Consider the following 20,493-nt stretch of genomic DNA (forward strand, 5'->3'; position numbering starts at 1 on the left):
TGTGGTTGTGTCCACTTGTAAATCTAGAAGAATTAAAGCTTTCCTTTGTGGTTGGAGAACATCATCAACCAGTGCCAGCACATCTCTAGTATTTCTAGCTAATCTGTCTAACTTTGCTGCGATGATTCCATCAGCACTTTCAGAAACAAGTTTTAAAGCTTCAAGAAACTGGGGGCGATGAGTCGTGTTTTTACCACTGCCTACCTCTTCAAAGATTTGTAACAGTTCATGATTAAAAGCGTAGCAGTATGCTTCGATTTTCTGGCGTTGTTCTCGTAAAGAGGTGTTTTCTGCTTGTGACTCGCTGCTGACTCTGACATAACCAACCAATTTCATTGGGATTATTTACTCTGCCTATGATTCAGGGATTATAGCATTACGGTAATTGAACTAACCGTAATGCACCAACTGGCACATATAGATACATAACTGGCAATTACACAAAATATCTCTAATCTCTCTATGGAATTAGTTCAAGTAGAAATTGAGCATAAATGCTTAGAAAGACAACCCATAGATAAAATGAGCATGGTGTGCCAAAGAAGGAGTCCTTAATCTATGGATGGTTTTAATAAGTGCAAATACTCATCATACTCTTTTGCGCTTGGCACAGTTTTAATCGCTAATAGGGATTTAAGTTATACCAATTTGATAATGTTACTAAAAGTCATCAATATAGCGTCTTTACAATTCTTTTCATCACAAATAATTTAGGATTTTGACATCGGTATAAAATTATTATTTTCTATATTTTACTTCATCATAGGCTTAATATCATTTAATTGAAGAGTTTCTCCTGATATCTCGATCACTAATTTATTTACAACATTTTCAATCTCTTGAGAAGACTTACAAAACATTAATTTTTTATTCATTTTGGTTAATTGATTCTGAAGACTATATTCTTCTTCTCCGTCCTTAATTTTTTTTTGCAGTTCTTCTCTTAGCTCATAATGAATATCTTTATATTCGGGATTAATATGGGCAGACTCAGAACTTCCTAAGTGATGCCCAGCTAAATGGTCAATTTCCCGAATCCAAAATTCTAATTCTGGTTCTGTTAGACATTTATAAAGTATTTCTTCCATATTCTCCTTGTCTTTTTTTTGTAGATAAGCCAACGAGCATAACTGATAATATCTCATTTTATATTCTTGTAGCGTATTCACTGATTCTTCAGAATCTTGTGTGTTGGATTCTTTATCAATTTCTACTTCGACAATTTCTTTATGAAAATAGAAACGTAGTTGATAAGTAGCTTGTTTAACTTCTCGTCTGATTTCGGCTTCAGTAAAGTGTCTCTGAGTGTGTAATCTTTTGTACTTAGCGATTTGAGCGTAACTCATTTTGCCGTTCATAATCATATCTAAAATTTCATAGTAAGATACAGAAAATTTTTGTAAAACTTTCAAAGAAATTTGAATATTTTTGATATCTTTCTCTATTTGTTGTTCTGAAATAAATACTTCATTTTCTGAAGTAGATTTTTTTTGTTTTGGTGCTTCAGATACCATCATTTTAAAGCTAATCCACCGTAAAAGACTTGTTATGCTATTAACATCTAATTTAGGAATACCGTAATTAATAATGGCAATAATTAGCATGGCACGCCAAAGATAGTTACGAACAATATCTTTCTGTTTCAAAACCCTATCTTCAATCTCATCTTTCCTCAAACCTCTCTCCGAAGAAGATTCTACGAAAGATAATTGCACTGCAAACCGTCTTATAACTTCTGATACTGACCAAAAAATAGGAATAGGAGGTTCTAAAAAACCTTTGAGACGCGAATTTAGTGGAGTTTCAAGTACTGATGCATCGCGTCCTACTCTTTCTATAAATTCCGAAGCTGATACTCCTTCAGCATCTGCTTTCTCCTTGATAGCATCCCAGGCTTTGTCCGTGACAGACAAACTTCGCACTACTTTTTTTTCATTAGGATTTTTCTTTGGTTCCCGTGCCGAGTTTGTTTTATTTTTTACTGACATAAACAAATAAAATTGTGAGTGGATTAAATAATATCTTACACTTTATTTTATTAAGTTATTAATATATATAAGTTATTTAACTATATATGTTATTTTTCTATATTCATAAATATTACAGTTTATTAAGTATAAAACACATACATAAACTTTCTGCTAAGTTAAAAACATAACTAATTATTGAGTTTAATAAACCATTCTGCTAAAAGGTAGTTTAAAGCTTAAAGTATATGTATTTTCAGTACTAATATTTGGGAGGATATTCAAAGTAACAAATAATTTATAAGTTATTTAGCACAGTAAGAATTTTAAATCTTTAATTTAAACTGTATAAATTAATGCAGTAATTGTTCTGGTAATTGATATATAAAAATCGACTCATCAATTTCTTGCAGTTACTTTACTTTCGGAATAACTTTTTACTAATTTAATTCGATATAGATAAACTGGAACTGGTACCGATTGCCGTAAATAAGCCAACCATTCAGAATATACAAAAAGCTTATTTTCTCGACTTTATTCATTCTGCCTTCAGGCTTCTTACTTCTGCCTTCTGCCTTCATCTACTAGTTAAAACGATATTTTTCACTTAGAGTTTATTATGTTGTAATTTTTGATAGTCAGCCCTTGTAATTACAATATAGATAATTTTTTTAACTGAATATTTTTTAGTTACATACAAGTACTTTTCTATCCTTAGCTCTGAAAATAGAGAGGATTGTATGGTAATTGCTTTTATGTCCATATTTATCCTTTACACCTTTTTGGGAGTAGCAAAGATGAATGCAGAAGAGCTTTTAGACGAGTATAGAAATGGAAAGAAAAAATTTATTAGCGAGCGCATTATCAATCAATCATTTCAGGGAGAAAGGCTTATTGATATTACTTTTCAGAATTGTGATTTGAGTGGAACAAACTTTGCAGGATGTGACTTGAGAAATGCTCAGTTCATAGCAAATACGAAAATTCTCGGCACAAATTTTTATGATGCAGATTTGACTGGTGCGTATTTTAAAGGTGTAAAAACAGGTTTATACTATAATTGGCAGTTTGCCATCATCGCATTAATATTATTTATTTGTAGTTTATCAGGGTTTACATCGGCAATTTTATTTACTTTTTGCTGCTATTATTTGAGGAGAAAAAATACTTTATTATGGGTAGTTATTCTCGTAGCAACAGCTTTTATTGTTTTTATCAGAACAATAGCAATAATTTATTTTAATCCTACTATATCATACTTGAATATAAATCTATTAAATTTGAATATAGGTTTATCTATTACGGCTATTGTGGGGTTTGCACTTATTGGAATTGTTGCAGCAAATGTAAATGAATCAGAAGCAATAAAGTCAATGTCATTGATAATTTTCTTTATACTACTAATTCTCGCCATATTTGTTTTTGGACAAAATATGCTAAGTCCTATTGAACAAAACCTACAAAGGTTAAACATTGTTACATCGGTAATGATACCAAAATTTGGTGATGGTAATTACCTCAAAGGAGTAAGCACTGGATTTATTGGTGCGATCTTTGGTGGTATTTACAGCGAAAAATCAATTAGGGGAGACAAAGAATTTGCATGGATGTGGAGATTCTTTATTCAGACTTTAATAGAACATTGTGGAACACTTTTTACAAAGTCCCAATTACGTAATGCTGACTTCACTGAAGTAAATGTAAAAGGTTGTTGTTTCAAAACAGCCAAATTTTACAATACTAAATTCCTGAGAGCTTCATTTTTAGAGCGTGCTGATTTTAGAGGCACTTCCTTACAAAAAAAATCTATTCAAAACTTGGCGAGAACTAAAGATGGATGTAGAAAAAATTTTAATGGAGAAAACTTGACAGTGATAGACCTTGAAGATGCATTTTTAGAAGAGGCTAGTTTAATTGGCACAAACTTGATTGAATGTAATTTAAAAGGAGCTAGGTTACAGTTTGCAAATCTTAAACGAGCACAGCTGCAAGGAACAATTTTAAGTAATGCTATTCTGACGGGTGCTTACATTAAAAATTGGTCAATCGATTTAAATACAAAGCTGGAGAATATCACTTGTCCATATATTTCTATAGCAGAAGAACCTTATGAAAGGCAGAGACCAGAAAATCGACATGAATTTTCTGAAGAAGAGGCATTTGCAAATTATGTTCGTACAGAATTAGAAACCATAAATATATTTCTCAAATCGGATAGAAATGATTGGGCGATAGCAGAATCTTTGTTTCAATTAGCCAAAAATAATCCTAATGAACAACTGAGACTTCCAATCATAGAAGCGATGGAAAATGGTAGTTTATTGATACGTATTCCTGTTGTTGGTAATAAGAATAAATCTGCGTTACGTAGGGAATTTCTAGAAATTTATAACAAGTTAAAAAACCTGCCTAAACAGACACCGCACAAATATGAAAACCTAGATGTATTAGAAAAATATTTCGGTATCAGTGGAGCACTTATTGTTAATATAAATACTAATAATATGCAGAAAAGTTCTATGTCAGAATTTAATCATTCAAAATACGACCAAAAAGGTTCTATTAATCAGTTTGTAGACACCGCTCAAGAAGGCAGTAATATAAGTTTTAATCAGAATAACCATACACCAGAGCAAAAAACTCTTGCTGAAGCGGCTAGCGAAATTCAAAAACTCCTCAAGCAATTAGAGAAAGATAACCCTACTGCTAATGAGGCTGAGAAAGTTGCTTACGTTAATGAAGAAACTACCCCTAGTTTCAAGAAACGTGTAGCTGGAGCATTTCAAGCTGGCGGCGAAACAGCAATTGATGAATTTATCTTAGATAATAAGTATCTCAAAGTGGCAAAGGCGACTATTAAAGGTTGGCTACAACCTGATGGTTAACTGATTTATTTGGTTTTTAAATATCAAACAAACGGGGGTGCTGTCTAAGGAATATGTACAACCCTAATCTTTACAGTGAGCCTGTTTTACCTTGATGTCGTCAAACAACCTTTAAACGACATTGGGGCGATCGCAAGAGATCGCGGATTGGCTTGACTAATAAATTATTAGTGTCTTCCTACCTCTTTCTCCTTCAAGAAGACGAACTCTTCTCTCCCCAAGTGGTTGAAGCATTTTGATATCGCTCTCTTGCAACGATTTTCTATCAAGGGTATAGAAGCGAGTGTAGACACTTGAGACAGCCGCAACAAGAGAAAAACCCCAACACTGTGACCCCCTGTGCTAGATAATGGTGTGTGGTATTGGAAATTGCCATTCTCGATACCGCAGCCAGGGTGGGGTCATGAGTAAAGAGAAAGAATCCGTCGAGTTAGTTGTAGTCCAAAAATTAGAAAATGCCCTCAGTGCCAAAATTGAGGCGTACTTTGCTGGTGTCATTGACTCTGACCCCGATGTTTTGGAGGAATTGCTCAAATCCAAAAATAGTGAAGGAACTCGTCGGGCTTACCGCAAAGATATCACGGATTTTTTTACTCGCATGACCGGGCAGCGCCCTAACCGAGATTCTATCTTGGAGTTTTTGCACCTGGAAGGTCACAAAGCCACGCTGGTAGTGACTAAGTACAGAGCCATACTTGCGGAAGCGGGGTTATCACCCAACACGATTAACCGCCGACTGGCTGCAATTAAATCTCTGGTTGCTTATGGGCGAAAGCTGGGGGTGTGCAACTATGCAGTAGATGTAGACAGTATTCCTGTGCAGGCTTACCGCGATACTAGCGGTGTGACTGAAGCGGAATTTTTGAGCGTGATTAAACAGTGCGATCGCTCGACTTTGGCCGGGAAGCGGGACTATGCTTTGTTGCTGCTACTCTGGGGCAATGCGCTGAGGAGAAATGAGGTAAGCACTTTAGACTTGAAACATTTTGATGGCTCTAAGGGGACGCTATCAATTTTAGGTAAGGGCAAGCTTGTACGAGTGACGATAAATCTGCCAAAAGTCACTGTGTTAGCGATTACTGATTGGGTGATTGAAAGGGGTGGTGATATGTCGTCGTCCCGCCCGTTGTTTACCTCGGTTGACTTCCAAAATTTTGGTCACAGGTTAACCGGGGATGGTATTTATAAAATAGTCAAGCGATTGTTTAAACGGGCAGGGGTTGAAAAGCACATGAGTCCTCACCGTTGCCGCCACAGTGCGATTACTGCTGTACTTGAAAAGACCGATGGCAATGTGCGGAAAGCCCAGAAACTCAGTAGACACGCAAAACTAAATACGCTGCAAATTTACGACGACAACCGCAATCGTGATCAATTGGAAATGTCTGAGTTATTAATGGACGGGTTAGATTGAATTGATTTCAACACCTGTTATAAAAAATTTGAAAAGTTAATACAAACGAATTTTTAGTTTTATGCGGCTTTTAAACATCAACCTTCACTGATAGAGATTTTAACAAGATGTCGCACTGGCAAACCATCTTCTATTGATTGACCGCTTGCATAATTAACAATATTAGGAAACTCATCACCGTACCAACAACCAATAAAGTCATGAAGTACAAAATCTGCTAAGTTTCTTGCAATAGGTCGAACACTATTAAATGAAACATTTTTTTTGACTTTTTTACCTTCTCTAGCACTAGCTGAACAAAGCAGATTCTCTTTCGTAGAATCTTTTACCGAAGCTCTAATTATACCTTTAATATTATTTGCAGGTATAACTAGAGTATTAGAAGGAGGAAGTTGATTTGGCCCAAACAGAAAATAGCAACTATATGGTGAAATCTTTATCAAATCATTGCATTGTCCTACATCTATAGTCCAAGAAGATTGAAAATTATTACCATTATGATTTAGCTTTTTACACTGTATAAGAATTGCATGGCTCTTTTTAATTTCATTATTCACAAGACATTCAAATATGAAAGCAATATCTGCATTCCAGACGTTCTCTTGCCTTTGAGTATCTCTATATGAAAAGTTAATATAGTTTATTGCACGTTTATGTTGCCGTTTCCACGTTTGTAAGAATCTATTGAGTGAATTAAACTCGGATTCTAAAAACATTAAGAGCCTTTCTGTGAGTGATTCTTCATGCTTACCATAGTTGTCCTTGAAAAATTTTGAAAAATTTTCATCTGAGTTTCTAAGAGCTTGATAAATAGCATTTTCTACATTATAGTCATTTATCCAAGTAAGTCCTTTATTTAATTTTAAAGTAGTGGATAAATCTACTTTATTATAATAAGCATGAGCATAACTTGTGTTAGAAACAGATAATTCAGTAGGAAAATCTTCAATAAAAGTTTCATCAAAATAAGATAAAATAACTTTTGCTCTTAGTACAATGCTATAATCATACTGCTCATTTTGAGCTATTTTTCGTAGTTCATCTAAATCATCCGCTTTAATGGATGATACAAGAATAAAAATTACATCTTCTTCTATTTCATGGCACTTTAATAATAAAAAGTTAAGTAATAACTTAGTTATTTCATTATCCTTATTAAAAGATTTAATAATTTCATTTTTAATTACTAAACGCTTTCTATTGTTAAATATGAAGTAATTATGTCCATTTTTTAGCAAAAGGCTATTAAGATTGTCTAAAACAGTATTAAACTCATTTTTTGATTCACTTTGTAATTCCACATATTCTAAAATAAGTATTCTTATAAAATCTTGATATTTCTCTTCTATTACTATTGTTAGACTGAAGAGATTATTTAAAATACGTTTTTTGAGTTGAGCTTTTTCGTTGATACAAAATCTTATTAAATGTTCCAAAAATCTTTTTTGTTTATTATCAAAATACTGTTTTTTTCTGTGACGATTAAAATCCTCCTCCCAAGTCTTTAACAGGTCATCCTCAATAAAATTCAATATGTGTGTGAAGATATCTGAGATATTTGAAGAAAGATAGGTAAAATGTTGTAAAATTTCTTCATAATTTGCTTCCCAATCCTTTAACTTTGACCATAATTCAGTAATAATTTGGCGCGGGTTTTGAGATAGAGGGTACATAGATTTAACTTCTAACAAAGTGAAATATTTAGGAATAAGCTTGCAAATAGAAATAGAACAGTAAAAGGTGTTAAGTCTGAAATGCTTGCTGCATAGTTTTTTGAGTCGTCAATCAGAGCAGGCTTAGTTCGCCTATTATTCCTGTCATGTGAGTGTAGTCCTACTCCTCCTCAAAACTATGAGTTTTGAACTTCAAAGTCCGACAATTTTCACTTACTGTGCGAATCACATGGTCTGGTACTCCGTCAGGTAATTGTACCTGAACTTCCAAAGTTACTTGTACATCTGCACCTACTAAACTTGCTAGGTGTTGCAAAACTTCGTTGGCTACAAGTCCAGCATCTCGCGTAACACGTAGTGGATCTAAATCAATTGACCCATAAAAACGGCGCAGTTGCTTCTGTGGTGTAGTAGTGGAATTGCCTGAACTTGTTTCAGTATTATTTGCAATAACAGCGCTGTTGTCATTGATCGCACTCTCTCCCCTAGCAATCTGTTCTTGTTGTCGCCTCAGTTCTTGTTCTTCCGCATCTGCAATCAGTTGCCGATCTGCGACATCGGGTTTAACCAGCCAGCTTTGGCTGCTGAGTGTTGCTGTAATATGTTCGCAAGCTTTCAATCCTAAATAGCGTTGCTTGGCTTCGTCGTAGCCAGTTGCATAAGCAAAGTTTTCTGTCCGCAGTAATGCTGCTACTCCTTCCTGAATGGCATCTATTAGCACTTGTTCATTTTTCAGTCTGGGTAAATACGGATAGTTAGTTAAGTATTTCCACAGTGCTTTCAGGTCAATGTGGTTGGCATTGCGCCAGATATAAAGGTCAAGAACTTCTAAGCGCAGACGTGAGGCAGAATAATTAGCAATCAGGTGTTCTTCATGGATTAATTTGCGACTGGCACGAAGAATTAGAGAATCTTGTCCTTGGAGGCGAATTTCTTCCCAAATAATGGGATTTTGTGGGTCGGGTTGAGTAGGAACTAGCAACCACTGGTAAGTTTCTTGCAGTAAAAAATCGACAGTTTTATCGGTATCTTTTTGCTTTTGCGTTGCTTGATTACTTTGAGAAACATCCAGGTTTAAAGCATCTTTGTCATCAATAATAGAATCCCAAGCTAAAAATTGACAAACAGACTGCACTAAACCATCAAGTTTGGTCTTGTCTGGTGCGAGGAACAACAGCAGATTCTTACAATAACGGGGGCTAGCTCCTTTATAGGAGAGAATTTCTGTAACTTTCTCATAAGCCGAGCTATCTTTGGCTTTGCCACTGTGGGAATACTGTGGCCCCATAACAACTAACCGCACGCCCATGTTTTCATCATCTGGGATATCTGCACTAGAATTTGGGGCTACGTGGACTCCAGCAAATTCACCACGCTGCTTGTCAGCCCTGAGTCTGCGAATAATCTCTTCCCAAACACGGTCTGCATCTTGTTGAATCTGGTTAGCTCGGTCTTGGGCGGTGCGGGTAACATTGGGTTGAGTTGATATCCAGTAACGATTACCATCGCCTACATAGAGATAAGTAGCTTGGTCGCTCAGGCGGCGCAGGGCATCACCGAAGGTGGCAGCACTTTCACCAGGCTGGACACAGCCAAGTTTGATGCGGCGGTCTTCTAATCCTCGGTTGGCGGCTCTTAAAGTGGGGGCAGAACCAAGGTAAATGGTACGGGTAACGCGGCGACAAGCAGAGTAGCGTCCCAGGTTGGGATTTTGACCATCCAGGGCAACCGGCAGGGAGTTAGTACCATCCACGTCTTTTTCAATTACTGGCACCCAGGAGTCTTCTAAGTAGCGGGTGAGTTCTGACTGCACTTGGGTGTCAGCCATAGGTACGTTGGCTGGTAGGATCATTAAAGAGCGATCGCTCTGCTCCCAGAGAAAGTGAATTACCTTGGCCATCAGCCGCAGTACGCCCCTAGTGCGTTGAAATTTATCCAAGGAAGACCAGTCGCTGTAAAGGCGGTCAAAAAGTTCGGGATGGATGGGATAAGCTTCTTTCAGGCGGCGTTCGTAGTCGGCTTCCCGGCACTCTAGAGGAAATTCTTGGGACTGGGTGCGATACATTTCGCTGAACGCCCGCACCACAGCATCACGGGCAACATATAAGTTGGTGTCAGTAAGCGGTTGGAACAAGCGACGACGGACAATTTCAAAACTTTCTTCCGCACTCGCAGGTCGCCAGGGGGACTCAACCCGACCAATAGCATTTTTTAAGCGGTTGAGGGCTTCTTTACCTCTATCGCCCCCAATTTCAATGTCAGAAGCAGGTATACTGACTACTAACAATGTGCGATCTGCGTTTTTGGCTGATTCGCTTATGGTTTGAGCAAAGGTGAAGTGAGTATCAAAGCTGCCTGCTGGTAAATCCCTGCCATCATGGAGTTGGCGGGCGTAGGATACCCATTCATCAATGAGAATGAGGCAGGGGGCATAGCGGTTAAATAGATGTTTGAGGTTGTCACCTGGGTTAGTGGCGGATTCGTCGGCTTCTCGTACCATCTCGTAACCTTCTTTACCGCCTAATTGCCAAGCTATCTCGCCCCAAAGTGTTCTGACAACAGTACCGTCTTTCTTTTGGTGCAGTTGACCGGGAGATATTTTATTACCTACTAAGACAACAGTTTTAACATTCTCAGGCAGTTCTGAGACACCAGCCGTGGCAAACACTGGTTCTAATCCTGGTAATTCGCTGGCAGAAACTCCAAAGCACAGGTGATACAATGCCAGCATGGCGTGGGTTTTACCACCGCCAAAGTTAGTTTGCAGTTCAATTACAGGGTCGCCGCTTTGACCAGACAGGCGGAGTAAAGCATTGCTCAGTAGTTGTTTCAGTCCTTCAGTCAAATACGTGCGGCGAAAGAATTCTGTAGGCAAGCGGTATTCATCAGAACCTTCATCTAAGTAAACTTGCCACAGGTCAGCAGCGAATTCTGCTTGCTGGTAGCGACCAGAAGCGACATCGGGATGGGGGGTGACTATTTCTCGCCAAGGTTTTAGACCGCCAACGGGATTGGTTTCTATGGCTGTAACTGCTGCTTTGCGAGTTTCGCGGCGGGCTTGTTCATCAAAGCGGATGCGGAGTAGTTCTTGTTTTTGTTTTTCCACAGCATCAGCTTCTGGGGCGGAGACAGCAGTTAAGAGGCGGGTAATGCTGTCAAGGGCGCGATAGGTGTCATCTGTAGAGAAAGCGTCATTGTGCGCCCAAGCGTTGCGCGTGACCATTAACTCGCCAACTAAGTTTTTTTCCGCATTGCCTAAAGTTTCTTTAAATACATCCCGCCACTGATTCCACATCACTTTCAGCAGTTCGGAGACATCCTGTTTCAGGATTTGGGCAACAGGGCGGCGCAGGTTCCGGTCTTCTGATACAAAGGGAGTAGCGGCGACTACCCATTTATCACCGTATTTGGCTCGCATTTCCCGTTCTACAAAGGGATATAAGCCTTGTTGTAGTGACTCTAAGGCTCTGCCTACTCGTTCGCGGTTACTAATAGCCATAGTTAAATTTTAGACAATAAAATCAGAACTTTTCCGGCTAGGCTCTTAGTTAGCGTAAGTGGCTGCCTTAATTTATAGTATATTTTAAAACTTACGTAACAGCATACACAGTATGTTACCTAAGATTAAGCGGGTGAAATCCCAAAACAATTTTCTCTTTGGGAATGCCTGCGGCTACTAACTTTTAGGTTACGCCATCTTCGGTGTCATCCCGTTATATGCAAATTTTGTCATTAATTTCTCTTAAAAGTGTACCAATTGCTTCTTTAAACAAAGCTGTAAATATGCTGTCGCGCACTGCCAAATATGATAATGTCACTATGGCATAATATCGTCAAGTTTCAGTTGTAAGTTGGGAAACAGAGAAGAGGAAATAGCATCTCCCAAGCGATATTGTTGCTGCTGATATACACCATTAACTAGTTGACAGATTGTGAAGGTAGGTTGTTTGGGATTACCGATAAATTGCAAGCCACCCAAACCGCGAAAATCTACAATCCAATATTCTGGTATTTGCAGAAAGGCATATTCTTCAACTTTTCTGGCATAATCATCCTGCCAATTTGTACTCACCACTTCAGCAACCAACTGAATAGTATTGCCATTACAAATAATCGGTTCTTTTTGCCAAAGTGGTTCGTTGCTAAGTTTTGCTTTATCTAAAACAATAACGTCTGGACGGAGTGCTGTTGCTTCAGCAGCAGGTGGTTTAATCAAACAAGTTTTTGGAATCAGCCAGTTAAAATTAGCACGAAGAATTTCAGCATAAATTCTCCCAGCAATATTTCCTGAAACTTCTTCATGAGGGCCAGTTGGTTCCATGTCGCGTAGTTCTCCGTCAATGAGTTCGTAACGGGGGTTGTCCCCGTACTCGACTAAAAATTGCTCGAAAGTGAGGAGTTTAGGTGGGCTGTAAGTCATGTTGCTGCACTCCAAATTCAAAATGAACAATGCTCATCAAAAGGAATAGATAACAAACTATACTTCACGGACAAAAATGTGTTGTATGCGTTATCCCACAGCAAAACTGGTTAGTTGACGCATTTTTGGTGTATGGAAGCCAATGACAATATCCTGTTTAGGTACACCCATTTCTAATAATTCCGCAGCGATATCTACTTCAGTGGTATTTTGCTGAATCCAGATTTTTTCATTTTTGATATCCAGGTGCATGATAGGGCCATAAACCCGTTTTTGTTGATTCCAACCGACACTGATAATTTGGTAATGGTCACGTTGTGTATCAAATATTGGCTCGACTTCTACATCACCATAACTAGGTTTATACTGTGCATATTTCTCTAAAAGTTGCTGCACTTTTAGTCGATATTCATCTAATTTAGCCATTGCACTATTTCCTCCGTTTCAATGTTATAAATCAGCAGTAGAATTTTGGTTTCCTGCACGACTGTTTGAGTAAAGGGCAAGCTAAAAAAATCGTTATAAGTTACTGAAGGGACTGCCAAATATAAAATTCGTTCTGGGTCTTCTGTCCGTAGGGCAATGCGATAGTTGATAAATTGCCCCAAGGCTGTATGAAATTCTGATATTTTTGAGGCACTGGCGAAACTTTTAATTTCAACTGCTATTTTCTCCCCGGATTTTTCTGCGGCGATGAGGCGTTCTGCACCTAAATCAATTTGCACATCTACCCCACCGCAACGAATACTTAACGGGTCGTCTGTAATTGTCCATCCGTCTTTTTCTAGGGCTGACCTCACAATGTCATGAAATAAATCTCGCGCCATACCTATTTATGTTACTTAAAACAACTCTCCTTGCACTGGTTCTGGTTTGGTTTCTGCGGCGAGGCGCGAAATTTCTGCCCAAGAAATAACTAGGCTGTTGTAAGCAATGGCTTCTTGTGTCCAGCTTTTTCTGCCGCAGATGTTGTATAAGCGATAAGCCAAGTCTCGTGCTATTTCGCCGCGACTCCCTAACTGGGATAACATGATGGCAGCACCAGTTTCTCCTTTTTGGTCGAGAGTGCGGATGAGGTATTGGGTAGTTTCCCAGTCAGAGGTGCGGGTGTCGGTGGCTGGGTTCCAGTTATCAGGTAATTCGTCACGGCGCAGCAGTCGGACTTTGCCGCCTTTGGCTGTGAGTATACCGCCGTTAACCAGTCCTTGCACGCTGGTGTTTTTGGCTTTGGAGAGGGTTTCGGCATCTCCGTACAGTCCTTCATTAAATTGATTTTGCTCAAACCAAGTCAATGCCCAACGAGTATCAGCGTCAAATTCCCCTTCTTGTTCGGTGAGGAATTCGTCAAGCATTTGGTTGATGAGTTGCAGGGCGGTACGTATCCGCATGGGGGAGCCGTCAGCGTCGAGAACTTGAGTGTAGCGGGAGAATATCGCCATACCAGGGCCGATGCTGGCTTGGGCTAAGTCTACGGGGGCGATGTTGCCTTGTTGCAGGTTTTTCAGTGCTTCTGGGAGTTCCCGTTTGAGTTCGTTGAGGAATTGGCGGCGGGTGGTGGAGGGGGCGGTTTCTGGGCGGGGGCGGCAAACGAGAACAATGGATGAGGCAAGGGCGTTGACAGTATTCTTCAGTGCCTTGGACTGTTCCGTTCGCATTGGCCAAGTACCTGTGATGCTAAAGCCAACTTCAAGCAATCCTTCCAACATGGTTTCCCATCCTGTCGAGGCTATGACTAAATTTCCATTACTACTTTCTTCTTCATCTGCTTCTTCTTGTTTAAAGCCATAGTAGACAGTTAGAGGATAATCAGGGCTGACTGCCTGACGCATTTGTGCAAAAGCTTTTCCTAATCCTTCCTCAAAAAACTTACGAGACTTATCTTTATCTCCACAGAAACGGTAAGGCGTAGCAACTAGTTCTTGTTCCTTTGGAGTCAGCAACGTACTGAGCAAATTAGGGTAAATTCTTACTAGTGACCGGCGCAGCCAAACGTAAAAAAAATCGGACAAGTCAGCATAACTAACATTGTCATAGTAAGGTGGGTCAGTAGAAATACAGATAGATAATCCCAAAGTTGAACTAGCTGCATCGCGCTGTGACACAGAAGACAATGGATTTGCAGCAACTTTCCCAAGCAAACTGTTGATAGAGTTAAATGTACCTAGTAATTCTCCACCTGCATCTGCAAAGGGATTGGCTTCTGGAAAATCCCAAACCATAGGAATTGCTTGTCGTCCAAAAGCTCGACCAGTTTTGTTTTCATTAGCACGCCAAATTCCTAAAGTGCAATGAAAGGCTGTTAATTTACTAACTCCCATCCCTATGTAAGTTGCTATAGCATCAGCGTAAGCTGTTGTACCAGTACCACCCTCGTTGAGTGGTAAGTCATCCGTCATCTCAACTAACAAAGCATCAGTTAATACTTTTTCCCGTACTTTGCTAACTAAATCGCTAAGAGTACTGAGTGCTACTAGTTGACGAGTAGTAAAAAGTTCGCCAAATGTACGCATTCCGTAATTGGGTGTTTTAAAGTCACGAGGGTTATGTGGTAAATCAGCGTCAGGCTTCCAATCGGGTTGTACTGAACTAGCAAGGGTTTTCTGCTCATCGTTTGGAGACAAATACACTCGCTGACGCTCACCTTCAGCTACAATAGCCATTAACTGTGGGTTCATCCTTCCTGCTCTACCCTCAGTGCGAATGTAGTCAAAAGGTACTGGTGTCCCACAACAAATACAAATTGAACCCTTGCGGCTAATAGTCCCATCGGGGGCTTTCAGTGAAATACTTTTCTGCTCTGCTTCCGTATTTGCTTCTATGAGCTTCTTCTCTTGTTCTTGCTTTGTTCGCACTTCAAACTTTACAACTGGCGGCTGCTGACTGCGGTTAATTACAGGCTCAACCCAAGCTTCCTTACCCTTCTTAGTCGAAAGCGCAAATGATCGCACCAAAGGCATTTGCGCCCCACAAGCCGGGTTAGGACATTTCACAGTTCGCGCCCACAACCAAGCAATTACCGTCGCTTCACCACCACCATACTCCTGTGGTAAAGTTACTTTTGGGTATAAATGCCCAATCCGCTTAAAAGCCTCATCCCGCATCCATTGGCCGTAATAGCGTATATCCTCTGCCAACCCTTGCGCCCCATACCACCGAGCCGTTTTTAACTTCTTTTGCGCCTCTGGGTTAACTGGTGGTTTATCCTTAAACTTCGGCGGAATTTCAATTAATGCTTTGGTAATCAACACCGCCACAGGATTTAAATCACTACCATGTGCCTCCAAACCTAACCGTTGCGCTTCTAAAGGAATTGAACCACCACCACAAAATGGGTCATAAACAGGAGGTGCATACTTTTGCAAATATGCACGAATTTCTGCTGCACTTGTTGGTGGTTCTTCACCGCGATTCCAAGCAATGGAACGAGCTATTTCCCGTTGAGCAGCTAGGATAATTTCAGGATTATTTAAAGTATCCCAAGAAACTAAACCTTGAACTATTTGTTCGGTTTTACCCTTTTTTTCAACTGTAATAATTTTGCCAATAATATCAAATAAACGTTGTCTTTCTTGCTCCTGTGCTTCTTCAGTAGGAAACTTATCTGGGTGACTCGAAGGATCATCTACTAAAGAAGCAAATATTACTGCACGGCAAGCAGCTAAAGGTCGTCTCGCCCACCATAAATGTAATGTGGAAGGATGTCCATGTCTGATTGATTTTTCTCGCGCAGATTCTTTATTAATTGCTTCTAAAGGTAAAGCGACTTCAATTAATTTTCTCTTCATTAATAGACAATTCCTAAATGTTTTTCAGCACAACTTTGACAGACATCTTGCTGTGACATCCATCCAGATGGCAGTTTTTGAGAACAAAATTTACAGACACCAAAAGTTTGAGCTTGTGCCTCCTGAGCAGAGGCTATAAGTTGAGCAATATCAAAGTTTTTTGAATTATCTAAATTAATCCGCTTCCAAAGTTTACTTGATGCAACAGGCGTATGCGGCCCTAGCCATTGAAGCGTCGGTAATCTTAACTCAATTGCCTCTGGCGTGAGAATAACCACAATTCCTTTTTCATCACGGAAATCACCCAAATTAATCTGGATTACATCTGGTGTTCTTTCTGCACGCGCACCCGGAAGCATCTCCAGAATTTGTAGGGCATATTCTTCAAATGTACGTAATTCAGTGACAGGATAACGCTGTCCTGGCTCTATATAAATTTCTAATAAATTATCTTCTTGATTCAATGTCACAAGGTCTGATTGATTTAATTCAAACGTAGTCCCAGCTAACTGTTTATAAATATCTTCTAATACTTTTTTAATAGAATTTCCTAAACTATGACAATTTGGTTTTAGCCCAGGAATATCAGCTACATAAAATTTATTTTCTACTTTACGAATAACAATTTTAGCTTTCATATAGTTCTATCAGCCTTTAATTAGGCTTTTTTATTAATTTGGCTAATTTCTAACAAACAAGAATGTTAACTTGGTTAACTTCCCCGTTGCCATAATTCCTGCCAATTGTAGTTTACGCTCGTGACGGCAAAATCCGGTTCTTTTTGAAAGGGACGCTGTACGTAGCGAATAACACAGCCATTATCCCGCACTTTGTAAGTTCCCTGTGATTCTTTCACTTTCCACACATCACCTTCGGTAAATTCCTGGGACTTAGGCACTTGCACCAGTGCCAGAATAAAATCATCAGGTTTATTCAGGGCAGTAATAATTTCATTTTTGGTAACAGTCACAGTATCGGCTCCCTCTATCCGCCCCTTGACTTCAATAAACCGCAGCCGTCCCGTACCTGGAATGCGAGATTCTATATCATAGCCGCATTTGTCACCACTCACGTCTTTTGGTTCATAACCCAACTGCTGTTCAGCAGCAATTACCGCTTGCATCGCCAGCATTTCCACCCGTTGCTTTTCTTGGGCGAAAGTATTAGCTGTGGCTTGACGCTTCCCTTGCAGCCGTTGCAGTAAACCCATTGACACCACCAATGCACCACCAACCACTACAGGGGGTAGGGGGGAAATACGGCGTTCCTGCTGCAACTCATCCATCCGCTTTTGCAAACGCGCTTGCAGTTCATCGGCTCTAGTTCTGGCTTTGGCTGAGTTAATTTTGGCGTTCACCTTACCAGCCATTTCTTGCAGTTGCAAATCTGCGGCGCGATGATCCCAATAATTGATTTCCTTAATCAGTCGGTCTTTCACCGCCGCCATTGTCTTGTCTATCAATTCTTCTTTATGCTGCTTGACTTCCTGGAGGTGTTGGGGGACGATGTGAGCGATCGCGTAAGCTGCGGCTTGTGCTTCAATATCATTGAGTAACCACGATTGTTCTAAAATTGGTTCTATCAGTGCTTGGTCTGCTTCTTTGAGAGCCTGATAGTTTAAATAAGGCGCGTACCCGGCATTTTTGACGATTAAACCTTCATCCCCGTCACCTCTCCCGGCTGGGGATGAGGGCATAATTTCCACATACTGCATTCGCCGCGATACTATCCGACGATTACCAGCAGCATCAGTACGCGCATCTTGAATAGAATGTTCTAAGTACACTAAGGCGCGGACTTGTTCGCTGGGGTCGTTTTCGTCCACGAGAATACTGCCTTGTTTGAGGACATCTCTGTGGCGTTCTAGTATCAAGTCAATGGTGGCATCAAGTAGAGGATGACCAGGACAAACTAAAGCTGCTAATGGCTTCCCCAGAACGCTAATTAGTTGCTTGTCAAAACAAATCCGCTCATAGCGGGTCAAAATTGCATCCCGCGTACCTACAACCCGTCCCCGGTTGCGAATCACGGCGGGAACATAGGTTATTTCGTAGCGGTGGGTTTCTCGTTCTCTGACAGTTCCGCCTAACTTTTGAAAAGCTTCTAAGAAAAATGAGGCGACGAAGTGCGGCTGTAATTTCCTGGCTTCGGCTCGTTCCATCTCTTCCCGAATTTGCCGTACTCTAGAGATATCCATCGTATCTCGTGCCAAGGCTTTTTCTTCTAGTAACTGTTGCAGGCGTTGGCGGTCTAAGTAGTCGGCTACAACTTGGCTCAATCGTGCTTTGGTTTCGGGAGAGTCGCCATAGCGAATTGCTTCAATCAGCAGTTCTCGCAGCTGCACACCATCAATGGCTTTACCCAGAACATCAAATACTTTACCGCCCAACGCATCCTGCTCAATTTCTAGTTTTTTCAGTAGTGCTAGGTAGACATCGCCTTCACGGGTTTCTTTGGCTACCAGATTCCACAAATGACAAACTTCGGTCTGCCCAATGCGGTGAATGCGCCCGAAACGCTGTTCTAAGCGGTTGGGGTTCCAAGGTAGGTCATAATTAACCATCAGGTGCGCCCTTTGTAGGTTAATTCCTTCCCCGGCTGCATCGGTAGCAATCAGTATTTGTACATCTGGGTCTTGGGTAAATGCTTCTTGGGATTTTCGCCTTTCTTCCCGCCCCATACCACCGTGAATTGTGACCACAGCTTCGGGATTGCCCAAGAGAGTACCAATTTGCTGCTCTAAGTAATTTAAAGTATCACGATGTTCGGTAAAAATCACGAGTTTGCGGCGATAACCCCTAGCATCAAACAGTTCAGCTTCATTTTGCAGAATTTGGGAAAGTTCCTCCCATTTTTTATCTGTGCCACTCCGACGAACTCGCAAGGCTAACTGCTCTAATTGTTGTAACTGGGCAATCTCAACTTTTAGTTCGGCAATTGTCCGCGCTGCTGATGCTTGGTCAACAACTTCTTCTTCCGTCGCCTCTCGTTCATCACTGGGAATATCTTCTTCAAATTCGTCCACATCTTCAATCAGGACTGTGGACAATTCAATCTGGGCATCGTTTCCGCGCTTTGATATTTCTTCTTCTCGCTGGCGTTTCTGCAATCTTTCCCGCCGCCGCCGCAGTGACTGATAGATAGCTTCTGGGGAGGATGCCAAGCGGCGTTGCAAAATAGTCAAGGCAAAGCCCACTGTTCCCTTGCGTCCTTGATTATCTAAAGCGTCAGCACGGTTAAACTCTTCGCGGACATATTCTGTTACCTGCTTGTACAGCACTGCTTCCTGGTCAGAAAGTTCGTAATCAACTGTATAAGCACAGCGTTCTGGGAATAGAGGCGTACCGTCAAATTTCAGCAAATCTTCTTTGACTAACCGCCGCATCAGGTCGGAGGTATCGCAGACGTGAACGCCATCCCGAAATCTGCCTTCAAAGCGATCTCCGTCTAGCAGGGCCATAAATAGCTGATAGTCCTCTTCCTTGCCGTTGTGGGGCGTGGCGGTCATTAGCAAGAAATTGCGGGTGACACTGGACAGTAATTTCCCTAGTTTGTAGCGTTTAGTTTCTTTAATATCGCCGCCAAAAAAGGAAGCGGACATTTTGTGGGCTTCGTCGCAGATGACCAAATCCCAGTCGGTTTGGGATAACTTGGCTTGCAGGTCATCGCTACGGCTGAGTTTATCTAGGCGGGCAATTACCAAGGGCATCTCTGCTAGGGCGTTCCCAGTGCGGGCTGCTTCTATGCGATCGTTAGTGAGAATTTCAAATGGTAGATGAAAACGCTGGTATAATTCATCCTGCCATTGGGCTGCTAGACTGCCAGGGCAAACAACAAGGCAGCGATGCAGGTCGCCGCGAATAGAAAGTTCTGCCATTAGCAATCCCGCCATGATGGTTTTACCAGCACCAGGGTCATCGGCTAGCAGGAACCGTAAGGGTTGACGGGTGAGCATTTCCCCGTAAACTGCCGTAATTTGGTGGGGTAGGGGTTCGACTAAGGAAGTATGTACAGCTAGCAGGGGGTCAAAAAGATGAGCCAAGCGGATGCGGTGCGCTTCCGAGACAAGACGCAATAAAGAGCCATCAGCGTTGAAACTCCAGGGGCGGTCTTGAGTGACGATTTCCAGTGTAAGTTCGCGATCTCGATATAGCAGCTCGTTCCCTGGACGACCGCCAGCGTCCTTGTATGTTAATTCAACGACATCAGAGCCAAACCATTTTACGTCAACAACTGTAACCACCTGGTTGGGCAATATGCCTTTAACTGAGCTTCCCTTCGTCAAATCCTCTAGCAGCATCTACTATACAGTCTTTTAGTAATAATCAGTTATTCTTTATACTAAATGG

Annotated in this window: 11 protein-coding genes and 1 pseudogene; 2 read left to right on the forward strand and 10 right to left on the reverse strand. The window is 40.7% G+C overall.

Features of this window, described 5'->3' with window-relative positions; translation table 11 throughout:
- Positions 1–12: 12 nt before the first annotated feature.
- Together HGR01_RS40355 and HGR01_RS40360 are read right to left on the reverse strand one after the other, a co-directional pair.
- Positions 13–336 (reverse strand): annotated as a pseudogene (locus HGR01_RS40355) (recombinase family protein); the annotation flags it as partial.
- A gap of 416 nt (positions 337–752) precedes the next feature.
- Positions 753–1,988, reverse strand: a complete 1,236-nt coding sequence (locus HGR01_RS40360) for a hypothetical protein (protein WP_045875052.1) — start codon at positions 1,986–1,988, stop codon at positions 753–755.
- 719 nt (positions 1,989–2,707) lie between these two features.
- Between HGR01_RS40360 and HGR01_RS40365 the strand changes: the two genes are divergently transcribed.
- Both HGR01_RS40365 and HGR01_RS40370 read left to right on the forward strand, forming a co-directional pair.
- On the forward strand, positions 2,708–4,852 hold the full coding sequence (locus HGR01_RS40365; protein WP_081584193.1) for a pentapeptide repeat-containing protein: 2,145 nt from the start codon (positions 2,708–2,710) through the stop codon (positions 4,850–4,852).
- A gap of 403 nt (positions 4,853–5,255) precedes the next feature.
- Positions 5,256–6,266: a tyrosine-type recombinase/integrase gene (locus tag HGR01_RS40370; protein WP_045875053.1), complete on the forward strand. Its 1,011-nt coding sequence runs from the start codon at positions 5,256–5,258 to the stop codon at positions 6,264–6,266.
- 77 nt (positions 6,267–6,343) lie between these two features.
- Here HGR01_RS40370 and HGR01_RS40375 read toward each other — a convergent pair whose 3' ends face one another.
- From HGR01_RS40375 to HGR01_RS40415, 8 genes are all read right to left on the reverse strand, one after another.
- Complete coding sequence (locus HGR01_RS40375; protein ID WP_155539710.1) at positions 6,344–7,957, reverse strand: hypothetical protein; 1,614 nt, start codon at positions 7,955–7,957, stop codon at positions 6,344–6,346.
- Between the two features lie 142 nt (positions 7,958–8,099).
- On the reverse strand, positions 8,100–11,438 hold the full coding sequence (locus tag HGR01_RS40380) for a Swt1 family HEPN domain-containing protein (RefSeq protein WP_045875055.1): 3,339 nt from the start codon (positions 11,436–11,438) through the stop codon (positions 8,100–8,102).
- Between the two features lie 318 nt (positions 11,439–11,756).
- Positions 11,757–12,359 carry a Uma2 family endonuclease gene (locus HGR01_RS40390; RefSeq protein WP_045875056.1) on the reverse strand — a complete coding sequence of 201 codons (603 nt, stop codon included), beginning with the start codon at positions 12,357–12,359 and terminating at the stop codon, positions 11,757–11,759.
- Between the two features lie 90 nt (positions 12,360–12,449).
- A complete protein-coding gene (locus tag HGR01_RS40395) occupies positions 12,450–12,785 on the reverse strand; it encodes a XisI protein (RefSeq protein ID WP_045875057.1) in 336 nt (111 codons plus the stop codon).
- Positions 12,773–13,186, reverse strand: coding sequence for a XisH family protein (locus tag HGR01_RS40400; protein WP_045875058.1), 414 nt, complete (start codon positions 13,184–13,186; stop codon positions 12,773–12,775). Before HGR01_RS40400 ends, HGR01_RS40395 begins: the two co-directional genes overlap by 13 nt.
- Positions 13,187–13,201: 15 nt before the next feature.
- Positions 13,202–16,144, reverse strand: coding sequence for a DUF1156 domain-containing protein (locus HGR01_RS40405; protein WP_045875059.1), 2,943 nt, complete (start codon positions 16,142–16,144; stop codon positions 13,202–13,204).
- Positions 16,144–16,782: a hypothetical protein gene (locus tag HGR01_RS40410; protein WP_045875060.1), complete on the reverse strand. Its 639-nt coding sequence runs from the start codon at positions 16,780–16,782 to the stop codon at positions 16,144–16,146. Before HGR01_RS40410 ends, HGR01_RS40405 begins: the two co-directional genes overlap by 1 nt.
- Before the next feature lie 74 nt (positions 16,783–16,856).
- Entirely contained in the window at positions 16,857–20,444 is a 3,588-nt protein-coding gene (locus tag HGR01_RS40415) for a helicase-related protein (protein ID WP_045875061.1), read from the reverse strand.
- Positions 20,445–20,493 lie beyond the last annotated feature (49 nt).

The organism is Tolypothrix sp. PCC 7712 (assembly GCF_025860405.1).
GTDB lineage: Bacteria > Cyanobacteriota > Cyanobacteriia > Cyanobacteriales > Nostocaceae > Aulosira > Aulosira diplosiphon.

What these genes read in the sequence shown, in the direction of transcription:
- HGR01_RS40410 (WP_045875060.1), bottom strand. Translation starts at nt 16,782, where the DNA reads ATGAAAGCTAAAATTGTTATTCGTAAAGTAGAAAATAAATTTTATGTA.
- HGR01_RS40380 (WP_045875055.1), bottom strand. Translation starts at nt 11,438, where the DNA reads ATGGCTATTAGTAACCGCGAACGAGTAGGCAGAGCCTTAGAGTCACTA.
- HGR01_RS40415 (WP_045875061.1), bottom strand. Translation starts at nt 20,444, where the DNA reads ATGCTGCTAGAGGATTTGACGAAGGGAAGCTCAGTTAAAGGCATATTG.
- HGR01_RS40370 (WP_045875053.1), top strand. Translation starts at nt 5,256, where the DNA reads ATGAGTAAAGAGAAAGAATCCGTCGAGTTAGTTGTAGTCCAAAAATTA.
- HGR01_RS40365 (WP_081584193.1), top strand. Translation starts at nt 2,708, where the DNA reads ATGGTAATTGCTTTTATGTCCATATTTATCCTTTACACCTTTTTGGGA.
- HGR01_RS40395 (WP_045875057.1), bottom strand. Translation starts at nt 12,785, where the DNA reads ATGGCTAAATTAGATGAATATCGACTAAAAGTGCAGCAACTTTTAGAG.
- HGR01_RS40360 (WP_045875052.1), bottom strand. Translation starts at nt 1,988, where the DNA reads ATGTCAGTAAAAAATAAAACAAACTCGGCACGGGAACCAAAGAAAAAT.
- HGR01_RS40400 (WP_045875058.1), bottom strand. Translation starts at nt 13,186, where the DNA reads ATGGCGCGAGATTTATTTCATGACATTGTGAGGTCAGCCCTAGAAAAA.
- HGR01_RS40390 (WP_045875056.1), bottom strand. Translation starts at nt 12,359, where the DNA reads ATGACTTACAGCCCACCTAAACTCCTCACTTTCGAGCAATTTTTAGTC.
- HGR01_RS40405 (WP_045875059.1), bottom strand. Translation starts at nt 16,144, where the DNA reads ATGAAGAGAAAATTAATTGAAGTCGCTTTACCTTTAGAAGCAATTAAT.